This window comes from Aeromonas sp. ASNIH5 (genome assembly GCF_002902865.1).
Taxonomy (GTDB): domain Bacteria; phylum Pseudomonadota; class Gammaproteobacteria; order Enterobacterales; family Aeromonadaceae; genus Aeromonas; species Aeromonas caviae.
In genome coordinates this window covers 4,402,602-4,414,957 of sequence record NZ_CP026122.1, presented here as the reverse complement: position 1 = coordinate 4,414,957, position 12,356 = coordinate 4,402,602, and the positions used below count along the sequence as shown (strand labels likewise).

Sequence of the window (12,356 nt, the reverse complement as noted above, 5' to 3'; positions counted from 1 at the left end):
GCGAAAAACGGGAGCCAGCTCAAAGCAAACGGAACATTTGTCGCTGTTGGCAAGGTTGTCCGAGGCTCATCAGGGTGCGCTCCTGACCGTCGAACATGAAGCCGCGGCGCAGGTAGAATCCCTCGCCGATGTGATTGCCATCCAGCAGCCAGAGCCTGACGCACTCGCAACCGGCCCGGCGCATCTGCACCGCCACCGCCTGCCACAGCCGTTTGCCATGACCCTGACGCCAGTGATCGGGATGAAGGTAGAGCGCCCGGATCCGCGCCGTCATCAAGCCTTCCTCCAGGGAGGGCTGCCAGTAGAGCAGGCCGATGACCACGTCGTCCTGGCAGACCAGCATGGGAACGGGGCCGGGCTCGGCGAGCCGATGTCGCCAGATCTGCAGGTGGTCGGTCACCGCCAGCTGGGCCAGCATGTCGGCCCCCAGCACCTCCCCGTAGGCCGCCAGCCAGCTCGCCCGCTGCATCACCGTCATAGCGGCGGCATCGGCGGGACGCGCCAGGCGCAGGCTTACGCCTGGCACTGGGGAACCAGTCCTGATGCTTTCGCCTGCTGGTACAGGGGCTGCACTTCGGCCTGCTGGGCCTGCAGGTTGGCGATCCGGCTCTGGTCGCTGGGGTGGGTGGAGAGCAACTGGGGCGGTGCCTTGCCACCGGAGGCGGCGCTCATGTTCTGCCACAGGGTGACGGCTTCGGCCGGGTTGAACCCGGCGCGGGCCATCAGCTCGAGACCGAGCCGGTCCGCCTCGCTCTCCTGGGTTCTGCCATAAGGCAGGGCTATCCCCACCTGGACCCCGAGGCCCAGGGCGGCCATGGTGGCAGCGCCCCCGAGGCTGTCGCTGCTGCCGATGGCGGCGTCCGCCACCGCCAGCCCGATACCGGTCAGCTGATCCCGGGAGAGGCGCTCGTTGGAGTGCTGGGCCAGCACGTGGGTCAGCTCGTGACCGATGACGGTGGCGAGCTGGTCCTGATTCTTGGCGACTTTCAGCAGGCCGCTGTAAACGCCTATCTTGCCGCCGGGCAGGGCGAAGGCGTTGATCTCCTTGGAGTCGAACACCACCACCTCCCAGCTGGTGATGCCATAGCTGGCAGGCACCTGGGCGGTCACCGCCTTGGCCACGCAGCCCACATAGGCATTCATCCTGGCATCCGTGCTCACCTTCTCCTGCTGCTTCATCTGGGTGAAGGAGTCGGCGCCCAGCTGGTTCATCTGCTGGGGGGAGAAGAGCAGCATCTGGTTGCGACCGGTCGGTGACTGGGCGCAGCCGGCCAGCAGGGCGCTGCACAAGGCCGTCAGGGCCAGTCTGGAGAGGGAAGATGCGCGCATGAGAGGGTCCTTTGCCGTGAAGTTGCCCTATTCTCGGAAATGCCGCCGCCCGGCGCAAGCCGGGCGCTGCGCCCTGCGACCAAAAAGATCCTGGGGCGCACCAATGAAAACGAGCCCGCATGGGGCTCGTTTTTCTGCAAGGGCATGTTCTGTTACATGATGCCCAGCTTCTTCAGGTCGGCCTGAACCACCTTGGCCGGGACCGGCACATAGCCGTCCTTGGCAACGATGGTCTGGCCCGCCTTGGAGAGCATCATCTTCACAAACTCCTGCTCCATCGGGGAGAGCGGCTTGTTCGGATGCTTGTTCACATAGACGTACAGGAAGCGCGACAGCGGGTACTTGCCGGTGATGGCGTTGTCGGAGTTCGCCTCGATGAAGGTCTTGCCATCCTTGGAGAGCGGAACGGCACGTACGCCGGAGGTGACGTAGCCGATACCGGAGTAGCCGATGCCGTTCAGGGAGGAGGAGACGGACTGTACCACGGAGGCGGAGCCCGGCTGCTCGTTCACGCCGCTCTTGAAGTCACCGTTGCACAGGGCGTGTTCCTTGAAGTAACCGTAGGTGCCGGACACGGAGTTGCGACCGAACAGTTGCAGATCCTTGCCGGACCAGCTGCCGTCCAGACCCAGATCAGACCACTTGGTGGCCGCCTTGGCTTCGCCGCACTTGAGGGTGCTGGAGAAGATGGCGTCGATCTGCGACATGGTCAGCCCCTTGATGGGGTTGTCCTTGTTGACGAACACGGCCAGGGCATCGACGGCGACGCGGATGGCGGTCGGCTTGTAGCCGTAGCGCTTCTCGAATGCCTCCTCTTCACCGGCCTTCATGGCGCGGCTCATGGGGCCAAACTGGGCGACGCCCTCGGTCAGGGCAGTCGGTGCGGTGGAAGAACCGGCGGCCTGGATCTGCACGTTGACGTTGGGATACATGCGCTTAAATTCTTCGGCCCACAGGGTCATCATGTTGGCCAGGGTGTCCGAGCCGACAGAGGACAGGTTGCCCGAGATGCCGCTGGTCGGTGTGTATTCCGGCAGGTCTTTATCCACACCGGCAGCCAGAGCGCTGACAGAAAACAGGGTTGCTGCGGTGAATCCGATGACACCAGCCAGTTTGTTGAGTTTCATCCAATCTCTCCAAGTCCAAGGTTGCAGAAGGCAATCGTCAGGTTGACGTCTAACGTGGTTGACACCCGATCGCAATGATCCGTGGGCCAGCACCACTCCTTCTCCAGTGTTACAGAAGGTCCGTTCTTTAAGACGGCGCCAGTATCTGGCCTGGCAGTGACAAATTTATGGAATTTATATGACACTTTGATGACATGGGCCGAGAGTGGCCCGGATGAAAAAAGGGCTGCGATGCAGCCCTTCTCTCGTTGCTAACACATTGACACAAAATATTATTTCACCAGCACCATGCGGGCGGGAATGAGAAAGCTGAAGCGGCTGCCCGCACCGACCCGGCTCTCGATATCGAGATGGGCATCGTGATGACTCAGGGCGTGCTTGACGATGGCAAGGCCGAGCCCGGACCCTCCGGTGTGGCGCGAGCGGGCCTTGTCGACCCGATAGAACCGCTCGGTGAGCCGCGCCAGATGCTCGGGGGGGATCCCCTCCCCCTCATCCTGCACCGCAAACAGCGCCATGCTCCCCTGCTTGCGCCACTCCACGGTGATCTTGCGCCCCGCCGGGGTGTAGTGGATGGCGTTGTAGACCAGGTTGGAGACGGCGCTGCGCAGTTGATCCTGATCCCCGCGCACCAGCAGATTGGGCTGAACCATGAAGACGATCTCGTGGGCCCGCTCCCCGGAGAGCGCCCGCGCCTCCTGCTCCAGCAACCCCAGCATGGCGGGCATGTCCACCAGATGGGAGAGATCCACGGTGGGCGCCGCCTCGATGCGCGACAGGGTGAGCAGCTGGTTGACCAGATTGTCCATGCGGATCGTCTGCTCCATCATCACCTTGTGCGCCTTGGCCCACATGGCGGGGGGCGGCGGCTCCTCGGTCATCTCCAGATACCCCTTGAGCACGGTAAGGGGGGTGCGCAGCTCGTGAGAGACGTTGGAGACGAAGTGCTTGCGCGTCTTCTCCAGGCTGCGCAGCCGGGTCACGTCCCGCACCACCAGCATGGCCTGGTCCTCCGCATAGGGCATGATGCGAAATTCGAGGAACTTCTCCTCGTTGATGGGGGAGTGCATCTCGAACGGCTCGTCATACTGCCCCTTGCCTAGATAGGCGACGAAGGCGGGGTGACGGATCAGGTTGCCGATGTGCTGGCCGGCATCCTCGGGCCAGCGAAAGCCGAGCAGTTGCTCCGCCAGCCGGTTGCACCAGAGGATGCTGCCGTCGGTGCGAAACACCACGGCCGCATCGGGCAGCGCCTCCGCCCCTTCCCGAAAACGGCGGATGAGGCCCGCCAGCTCCCGGCGCCGGGCCCGGTGACGCTGCTGCAACTTGTAGATGCCGTTGAAGATGTGCTCCCAGCTGCCGCTGCCGTGAGGCGGCACCAGGCTGCGATCGTGCCACAGCCAGTCCGACAGCCGCTTCTGGAAGCGGTAGTGCCAGACCAGGTGCAGCACCGTGGCCACCAGCAGGCAGAGAACGAGATGATCGATTAACCAACCTACCAAGACGAAGGGGCTGTAGAAGAACGCCATTCGCCACAACTGTCGCCGCCAGGCGTAAGGTTGCAACATTAAGATCTCCTAGAGACAGCAAAGAGCCGGGTCCAATGCCCGCCGGCAGGCGCTGGCGGCACTGGCCCTGACCTAGAGACGGGTCGAGAAGCGGTAGCCGGCCCCGCGCACCGTCTGGATCAATCTGTCGTGCCCCGTCTCTTCGATGGCCTTGCGCAGGCGGCGAATGTGCACGTCCACCGTCCTGTCCTCGACATACACGTTGGTACCCCAGACGTTGTTGAGCAACTGTTCGCGGCTGTAGACCCGCTCGGGGTGGGTCATGAAGAAGTGCAGCAGCTTGAATTCGGTCGGCCCCATGTCGAGCGCCTTCTCCTCGGCACTGACGCGGTGGGAAACGGGATCCAGCTTTAGCCCCTGCACCTCGATCACCTCGTCCACCGAGGTGGGAGAGACGCGGCGCATCACGGCGTGCAGGCGGGCGGTGAGCTCCTTGGGGGAGAAGGGCTTGGTGATGTAGTCGTCGGCACCGGCCTCGAGCCCGCGCACCTTGTCCTCTTCCTCGCCCCGGGCGGTCAGCATCACCACCGGGATCTGGCGAGTCATCTCATCCTGCTTGAGCTGCTTGAGGAACTGGATACCACTGCCACCTGGCATCATCCAGTCCAGCACGATGAGTTCGGGGTAGGGTTCGCGCACCTTTGCCAGTCCATCGGCGTAATCTTCAGCTTCTACTGTTTCATATCCCTTCTGCTCAAGCACGAAGCAGAGCATTTCGCGGATCGGTGCCTCGTCCTCGACCACCAGAATTCGCTTAGCCATATCCCTTCTCTCTCCTCTGTGAAGATGGGTGCGCCAATTATTAGAACTTTCTGTGACACTTTTATGACTTTATGACGGGCGGGATGATAAACGTTTTCAGATTCAGTTGGCAGCAGCGAGTTGCAGCAGGTCCCAGCGATTGCCACTGATGTCCTCGAACACCACCACGGTGCCGTAAGGTTCGAGGCGCGGCTGTTCACAGAAATGAACACCATAGGCCTGCATCCGCTCGTAATCGCCCCAGAAGTCGTCGGTCTCGAGAAACAGGAAGACCCGACCGCCCCCCTGGCGACCGATGGCGGCGCGCTGCTCCTCGTTGGCCGCGCGGGCCAGCAGCAGGGCGGAACCGGGAGCCCCCTTGGGAGCGACCCGCACCCAGCGTTTGCCCGGTTTGCCCGGCTCGTCGAGGGGGGTGTCTTCCAATAGCTCGAAGCCCATTCCCCGGGTGAAGAAGGCGATGGCCTCGTCGTAATCCGCCACCAGCAGCGTCAGGGCGCCAATGTGTTGTGCCATGGCATCTCTCCTCGGATAAATGATGGGGCGCATGATAGCCCCGCCCGGCCATGGGCTCCAGCGCCGGATCAGTCGGGCGCCACCTCCACCCGGTTGCGACCATTCTGCTTGGCCTGATAGAGCGCCTCGTCGGCCCGCTTGAGCGCCTGCTCCAGGCTATCCTTGCGCCGCTCGGCCACCCCGAAGGAGGCGGTGATCCCGAGCCCCAGCGGCCAGTGCCTGTACCCCTCCAGCGCCCCTCTCAGCCGCTCCGCCAGGGCGGCGGCCCGTCCCTCGTCGTAATGGAGGCAGACCAGCACGAACTCCTCCCCGCCCCAGCGCACCAGTCGGCACAGGCTGTCACAATGGCGCAGCAGCTCGCTCACCATGTGCTTGAGCACCTCGTCCCCCACCGGGTGGCCGTGACCGTCGTTGACCCCCTTGAAGTGATCGATGTCGATATAGATGAAGGAGAGCGGCATCTCGCCGAGCTCCCCGAGCAGCTTTTCGCCGCCGAGCCGGTTGAGGGCCCCGGTCAGGGGATCGTAGCGGGCCTCCTCCTCGGTGCGCCGGTTCTGCTCGCACAGGCTCGCACTCAGGGCTTCAGCCGCGAGGCGCGCCTCCCTGGCCTTGCGCAGCCGATCCCCGAACATCAGATTCTGGACCAGGAAGAGCAGCACGCCGTAGGCAAGCCACCCCAGCAGCAGATAGCGATAGAAGTCCCCCGGCTTGCACCAGCGGCCATAGAACTCCAGCCGCTCGAGCCGCAACCGGTACTCTCCCGGCAGCATCTTGTCATCGGAGGCGATCTCGATGGCATAGACATGGTGCAGATCCGGCCCCTGCTGGACCAGCGGAATGTCGTACTGCTGCACCCACCAGGAGCTGGGGGCGAAGACGTTCAGGGGGACATCCTGCTCGCGGCCAAAATCCCTGGCGGTGAAGAGCACTTCGTTGAACTTGTGGGAACTCTCGTCTTCCCGCGTCGAGTAGACGGGATCGTAGTTGCGCAGATAAAGGCGCCAGGCCTGTCCCCCCTGCCCTTCTACATCCAGCCTCACCCGCACCCCGGTGAAGCCGGAGAGATCCAGCCCCCGCTCGGGGTCGGTCAGGGTCAGAACCAGCTCGCAGAAAGGATAGGCATATTGGCTTCGCAGGGTGCACTGGATGGCGGGTCTGTCGCCCCCCTGACTCAGGGTGGCGACGGAGGAGCCCTTGTGGGCCCTGTCATCCTGGGCACGCACGGACAAACCGGCCTGGCTCAGGATGTCGAGCCGCCGCTCGGGTCCGAATTCGAATAACACCATGGCCAGCAGGCTCGCCGCCAGCAGGCACCAGAACAACAGCGTCGTCATGCGGGAATAGGAAGGGATCATCGGTATCACACCTGAAAAAGGGCTTTTACCCTACACCTTGAAGCGCCGGACCGCGCTGATCCAGATCCAAGGTTATTACACGCGCCGCACCGGGCGCAGACGAGTGCCGACTAGCCGGCACGGGCCCCATGGGGCGCAAGCGGCATCGGCCAGCAGCCGGGAGAGAGGCGGGGGGCCTCGTCGGTCGTAAGATGGCTCATTGCGCACTCCCTGCGATGGAAACATAACGAAAAAACGTCCTTGCCACCGCAGTCTACACAAGCGCTGGACGGCGCGACACCCTTCACCCCTCCTCCCGCAGCGCCCGATAGAGGGTGGTGCGACTGATGCCAAGACGGCGCGCCGCCTCGCTCACGTTGCCGCCGCACTCTGCCAGGGTCTGCTGCACCCGCTGCCGACTCTGCTCGCGCAGGGTACTCCCTCCCAAAGGTGAGCTCTGCCCCCCCGCCACGGCGGGCAGATGCAGATGGGCAGGTTCAATCCAGCCCTGCCCCTCTGCCAGCACACAGGCCACCTCCAGCGCCTGTTTGAGCTGGCGTACGTTGCCGGGCAGAGGGTGGGCCAGCAACCGCTGCTCCGCCTCCCGGCTCAGTTGTAGCGCCGGGTCCATCTGGGCGAGCAGGTTCAGGATCAGCCCCTGACGCTCGGGCACCGACCAGGCCCGCAGGGGTGCCAGTTGCTGGCGCCAGCCGCAGATGCGGTAGTAGAGATCTTCGCGAAAGGTGCCGGCCGCCACCATGGCTGCCAGATCCCGATGACTGGCGCTGACCAGCCAGAAATCCACCGCCTCGGGTCTGTGGCTGCCCACCGGGGTGACGACGCGCTCCTGCAACACCCGCAGCAGCCGGGTCTGGGCCTGGAGCGGCAGCTCGCCAATTTCATCCAGCATCAGGATGCCGCCGTGGGCGGCGCGCAGATAGCCCTGGCTGCCCTGGCTGCGGGCACCGCTGAAGGCCCCCCCCACGTAGCCGAACAGCTCGGCCTCCACCAGCTCCGCCGGCAGGGCGCCGCAGTTGACGCACACCAGAGGCCGCTCCCGACGGCTCGATCTGGCGTGCAGGGTGCGCACCAGGTGCTCCTTGCCGCTGCCGGTCTCCCCCTCGATGAGCAATGAAATGCCCCGCTCCAGCATCTTGAGCGGCACCTGCTGCGCCTGCGATCCCCCCTCCTCAACCGCGCTCGGCAGGGGGAGCATGGCGGCGCGCTCCCCCGCCTCCGGCACCAGCCGCAGGCCGCGGCGCTCGCGCAGCAACTGCTGGCCGTCGAAGGGGTGCTGGCCGAGCCAGAGCCGACCGGCCCGGTTGGCCCCGAGCAGCTCGCCCCCCTCCCCCAGCAGCAGGCGGGCAGACCAGAGGCTCTGGGGATCGAGATCCACCAGCCAGCCCGGCTGGCGGGCCAGCAGGGCGTTTTCCAGGGTCATGGCCAGGAGGCGCACGGTGCCCAGCATGTCGCCCCCGTGGTGGGCCGCATCGGTGGAGATGTCGAGCACGCCGAGCAGTTGCCCGTCCGGCCCGAGCAGGGGGCAGGCGCTGCAACTGAGAAAACTGTGCTGGGCGAAGAAGTGCTGCGCCCCCAGCACCTGCACCTCGCTCTGCTCGGCCAGCGCGGTGCCGATGGCGTTGGTGCCCTTGCTCGCCTCCCCCCAGCGGGCGCCGCTGCGCAGGAAGATCCGCTCGGCATGGCGGGCAAACCGGTCGTCTCCGCTCACCGCGAGGATGGCCCCCTCGCCGTCACACAACAGCAGACGACAGGGTCTCCCCGCCAGCAACTGGCCAAAGAGCGGCAGCACGAAGCGCTGGAAGCAGGCGATGAGCGTCCTGTGCTGCTCCTGGCGAGCCGACAGCTCCCCCTGGGGCAGCAAGTCCAGCTCGGCGCTCTGCTGGCGGCTCAGCCCCTGATGCAGGCAGCGCTCCCAGGAGCGCTGGATTGGGCTGGCACCGGATTGAGGCAACTCGCTCATCACACCTCCTTCTACACACTCGCAAATAGGGCCGCCTTGGGGGAGCGCCTTCATCACGTCTCCTGTTCACAAACGGCACAGTGTCACACCCGATGTTCAGAAACGGCACAGTTCGGGGGCCGTCCTGGGGGGCACTGGTTAACCAAGATACCCCTTGGCACCCCGTTTGATAACGTTTTTGCAACCTTTTTCTGTAGAGCGCCACCCGCTGGCACGCCCCTTGCGATGACAGGAAGCAACCGGACTGCCCGCCAGGCCGGTCAGGACCACACACACATAAGGATGATGAGATGATTTATACCGCTCCCGGTCAGGCAGGTGCCCTGGTCAGCTTCAAATCCCGTTATGACAACTTCATCGGTGGCGACTGGGTGACCCCGCGCGCCGGCCGCTATTTCGAGAACATCTCGCCGGTAGATGGCCGGGTATTCTGCGAGGTGGCCCGCTCCGACGCCGCCGACATCGAGCTCGCCCTGGACGCGGCCCACAAGGCGTTCGCCAGCTGGAGCAAGACCAGCGTCACCGAGCGCAGCAACCTGCTGCTGCGCATCGCCGATCGCATCGAACAGAACATTGAAGTGCTCGCCGTCGCCGAGACCTGGGAGAACGGCAAGGCGGTGCGCGAGACCCTGGCCGCCGACCTGCCCCTGGTGGTGGATCACTTCCGCTACTTCGCCGGCTGCATCCGCGCCCAGGAGGGCTCCGCCGCCGAGCTGGACCAGAACACCGTCAGCTACCACTTCAAGGAGCCCATCGGCGTGGTCGGCCAGATCATCCCGTGGAACTTCCCCCTGCTGATGGCCGCCTGGAAGCTGGCCCCGGTACTGGCGGCCGGCTGCTGCAGCGTGCTCAAGCCCGCCGAGCAGACCCCGGTCACCATCATGCTGATGATGGATCTCATCAAGGACATCCTGCCCCCTGGCGTGGTCAACGTGGTCAACGGCTTCGGCGCCGAGGCGGGCCAGGCGCTCGCCACCAGCAACCGGATCCAGAAGCTGGCGTTTACCGGCTCCACCGAGGTGGGCGCCCATATCCTGCGCTGCGCCGCCGACAAGCTGATCCCCTCCACCGTGGAGCTCGGTGGCAAGTCCCCCAACATCTACTTCGCCGACGTGATGCAGCACGAGAGCAGCTACATCGACAAGGCGGTGGAAGGGATGCTGATGACCTTCTTCAACCAGGGAGAGGTATGTACCTGCCCCTCCCGCGCCCTGGTGCAGGCCAGCATCTATGACGACTTCATGGACCGGGTGCTGGCCCGCGCCCGCACCATAGTGCAGGGCAACCCCCTCGACACCACGACCCAGGTGGGGGCCCAGGCGTCCCGCGAGCAGTTCGACAAGATCCTGAGCTACATGGAAATCGGCCGCGGCGAAGGGGCCAAGATGCTGCTGGGCGGCGGCCCGGCCAAGGTGAGCGGGCTGGAGGGGGGCTTCTACATCCAGCCCACCATCTTCTCGGGCCTGAACAAGATGCGGGTGTTCCAGGAGGAGATCTTCGGGCCGGCGCTCGGGGTCACCACCTTCAAGGACGAGGCGGATGCCCTGGCCATTGCCAACGACACCCAGTACGGGCTCGGGGCGGGCCTGTGGACCCGGGACAGCAACCTGGCCTGGCGCATGGGGCGCGGCATCCAGGCCGGCCGGGTCTGGGTCAACTGCTACCACGCCTACCCGGCCCACGCGGCCTTTGGCGGCTACAAGAAGTCGGGGATCGGTCGAGAGACCCACAAGATGATGCTGGACCACTACCAGAACACCAAGAACCTGCTGGTGAGCCACGACATCAACCCCCTCGGCTTCTTCTAAGCCCATCCCGTGATCCACAAGGGCGCCTGCGGGCGCCCTTTTTCATGCGGTTCAGGCCACGGGTTGGCCCAGTTGCTGGCGATAGCGCTGGGGGGCGCAGCCCTGTTCGCGCTGGAACATGGCGATGAAAGCCGAGGTGGAAGCGTAACCGAGGCGCCAGGCGATCTCCTGCACCGGCATCTCGCCCCGCAGCCAGTCCAGCGCCTTCACCAGCCGCAGCCGGGTGCGCCACTGGCCGAGGCTCATGCCAAGCTCCTTCTGGCAGCGCCGCGCCAGGGTGCGCTCCGTGGTGTGCAGCGCCCTGGCCCACTCCACCAGCGTGCGGTTGTCCTCCGGCGCCGCCTGCAATGCCGCCAGCAAGGGGGCCAGCAGGCGATCCCGGCTCTGGGGCAGGTAGCTCGGCTGGCAACGGGTGCGGGCCAGCTTCTCGATGAAGAGTTCACCTTGACGGGCATCCCACTCATCCTCCATGTGCCCGACCCGGCGCTGGGTGAAGTCCTCCAGCAGGGCCCGCAGCAAGGGGGTGAGCGCCAGCAGCTGGGGTTCCCGTGGCAGGCGCGGGGCCAGGGCGTGGCTCACGTAGATGGAGGTGTAATCCAGGGTCTGCTCGTTGAAGGCGGTGTGGGGAAGGTCCGCCGGCACCCAGATGAGGTAGTCCGGGGGCGCCACCAGCCGCTCTCCCCCCACCTCCACCACCATGACCCCCAGGCTGATGAGGCTGAGCTGACCCCAGGGGTGGGCGTGCTCGGCGCAGGCGTTGCCCCCCTGGATCTGGCTGTAGCGAAAGTAGAGGGGGTCGGGGTCGGCCAGCAGGCGATCCTGCTCGGCCAGGGTGAGGGTGCCCATGCAGATTGTCCCAAAGCGGTTATGACATGTCTTATTTACGCTACTTACCTCGTTCAAGACAAGGCTAGACTCTCCCCATCGTACCAAGGAGTGCCTATGCCTTTTCTCTTTCCCCTGCTCGCCATCCTGATCTGGGCCGCCAATACCGTGGTCTCCAAGGCCGCCGCCGGCGTGCTGGATCCCGCTGCCATCTCCTTCTATCGCTGGGTGATCGCCGCCCTCGCGCTCTCCCCCTTCTGCCTGCCGCAGCTCTGGCGCCGCCGGGCCGACATCCGCCCCTGGCTCGGCAAGCTGCTGGTGCTCTCCCTGCTCGGCATGGTGCTCTACCAGTGCCTCGCCTACTACGCCGCCCACAGCACCTCGGCCACCAACATGGGGGTCATCGGCTCCCTGCTGCCCCTGCTCACCCTGCTCATCGGGGCCTGCTGCTTTGGCCAGAAGCCGGGCAAGCAGGCGCTGCTCGGCATGAGCCTCTCCCTGTTCGGGGTGCTCTGGCTGCTGGGTCAGGGCAACCCCCTGGCACTGCTGCACAGCGGCATCAACCCGGGCGATGGCATGATGCTGCTGGGGGCGGCCAGCTATGCCCTCTATGGCCTGCTGATCCGCCGCTGGCAACTGCCGTTCGGCCCCTGGCTCAACCTCTACCTGCAGATCCTGCTGGCGGTGCTGCTGCTCATCCCGGTGGCCCTCTCTGCCGACTCCCTGGCCATTCCCGCCCAGGGCTGGAGCATGGTGCTGTTCGCCGGCCTCGCCTCCTCCATCTTCGCCGCCTACTGCTGGATGCGCGGCCTCGCCACCCTGGGGGCGGAGCGCACTTCGGTCTTCATGAACCTGATGCCCCTGTGCACGGCCCTCATCGCCGTCATCACCCTGGGGGAGCCCATCCACGGCTATCACCTGCTGGGGGGCGGCCTCATCCTGACCGGGGTCATGCTCTCCCAGCTCAAGCCGAGGGTACGCCGTCCTCTGCCGGAAGGGGCTTGAGCCCGCCAGCACCATGAAAGAAGGGAGCTTCGGCTCCCTTTGTCATTTTCTCGCCCAGGTGGTGCCCTCAACGGAGCGAGCAGGCCAACCCGGGGCGGGCTGAG

The 12,356-nt window shown here is 65.2% G+C and carries 11 protein-coding genes; 2 read left to right on the top strand and 9 right to left on the bottom strand.

Annotation, left to right across the window (positions count from 1 at the left end):
- Window positions 1-19 precede the first annotated feature (19 nt).
- From C2U30_RS20850 to C2U30_RS20815, 8 genes are all read right to left on the bottom strand, one after another.
- Window positions 20-526 (bottom strand): GNAT family N-acetyltransferase, encoded by a 507-nt coding sequence (locus C2U30_RS20850; RefSeq protein ID WP_103244455.1) that lies wholly within the window; start codon window positions 524-526, stop codon window positions 20-22.
- A complete protein-coding gene (locus C2U30_RS20845; RefSeq protein ID WP_103244454.1) occupies window positions 514-1,329 on the bottom strand; it encodes a M48 family metallopeptidase in 816 nt (271 codons plus the stop codon). The genes C2U30_RS20850 and C2U30_RS20845 overlap by 13 nt, the downstream gene beginning before the upstream one ends.
- 152 nt (window positions 1,330-1,481) lie before the next feature.
- Entirely contained in the window at window positions 1,482-2,456 is a 975-nt protein-coding gene (locus C2U30_RS20840; protein WP_010673473.1) for a PstS family phosphate ABC transporter substrate-binding protein, read from the bottom strand.
- A gap of 272 nt (window positions 2,457-2,728) precedes the next feature.
- On the bottom strand, window positions 2,729-4,024 hold the full coding sequence (gene phoR / locus C2U30_RS20835) for a phosphate regulon sensor histidine kinase PhoR (protein ID WP_042014623.1): 1,296 nt from the start codon (window positions 4,022-4,024) through the stop codon (window positions 2,729-2,731).
- 72 nt (window positions 4,025-4,096) lie between these two features.
- Complete coding sequence (phoB, locus tag C2U30_RS20830; protein ID WP_010673471.1) at window positions 4,097-4,786, bottom strand: phosphate regulon transcriptional regulator PhoB; 690 nt, start codon at window positions 4,784-4,786, stop codon at window positions 4,097-4,099.
- Between the two features lie 102 nt (window positions 4,787-4,888).
- A complete protein-coding gene (locus C2U30_RS20825) occupies window positions 4,889-5,299 on the bottom strand; it encodes a VOC family protein (protein WP_010673470.1) in 411 nt (136 codons plus the stop codon).
- 68 nt (window positions 5,300-5,367) lie between these two features.
- Window positions 5,368-6,654, bottom strand: coding sequence for a GGDEF domain-containing protein (locus C2U30_RS20820; RefSeq protein WP_103244453.1), 1,287 nt, complete (start codon window positions 6,652-6,654; stop codon window positions 5,368-5,370).
- A 283-nt stretch (window positions 6,655-6,937) separates the two neighbouring features.
- Window positions 6,938-8,614 carry a sigma-54-dependent Fis family transcriptional regulator gene (locus tag C2U30_RS20815; protein WP_103244452.1) on the bottom strand — a complete coding sequence of 559 codons (1,677 nt, stop codon included), beginning with the start codon at window positions 8,612-8,614 and terminating at the stop codon, window positions 6,938-6,940.
- A gap of 290 nt (window positions 8,615-8,904) precedes the next feature.
- Between C2U30_RS20815 and exaC the strand changes: the two genes are divergently transcribed.
- Window positions 8,905-10,422 (top strand): acetaldehyde dehydrogenase ExaC, encoded by a 1,518-nt coding sequence (gene exaC / locus C2U30_RS20810; protein WP_103244451.1) that lies wholly within the window; start codon window positions 8,905-8,907, stop codon window positions 10,420-10,422.
- Window positions 10,423-10,473: 51 nt separating this feature from the next.
- Here the strand turns inward: exaC and C2U30_RS20805 are convergent, their stop codons facing one another.
- Complete coding sequence (locus tag C2U30_RS20805; RefSeq protein ID WP_103244450.1) at window positions 10,474-11,268, bottom strand: AraC family transcriptional regulator; 795 nt, start codon at window positions 11,266-11,268, stop codon at window positions 10,474-10,476.
- Window positions 11,269-11,364: 96 nt separating this feature from the next.
- Between C2U30_RS20805 and C2U30_RS20800 the strand changes: the two genes are divergently transcribed.
- A complete protein-coding gene (locus C2U30_RS20800) occupies window positions 11,365-12,252 on the top strand; it encodes a DMT family transporter (protein WP_010673465.1) in 888 nt (295 codons plus the stop codon).
- The last annotated feature ends 104 nt before the right edge of the window (window positions 12,253-12,356 follow it).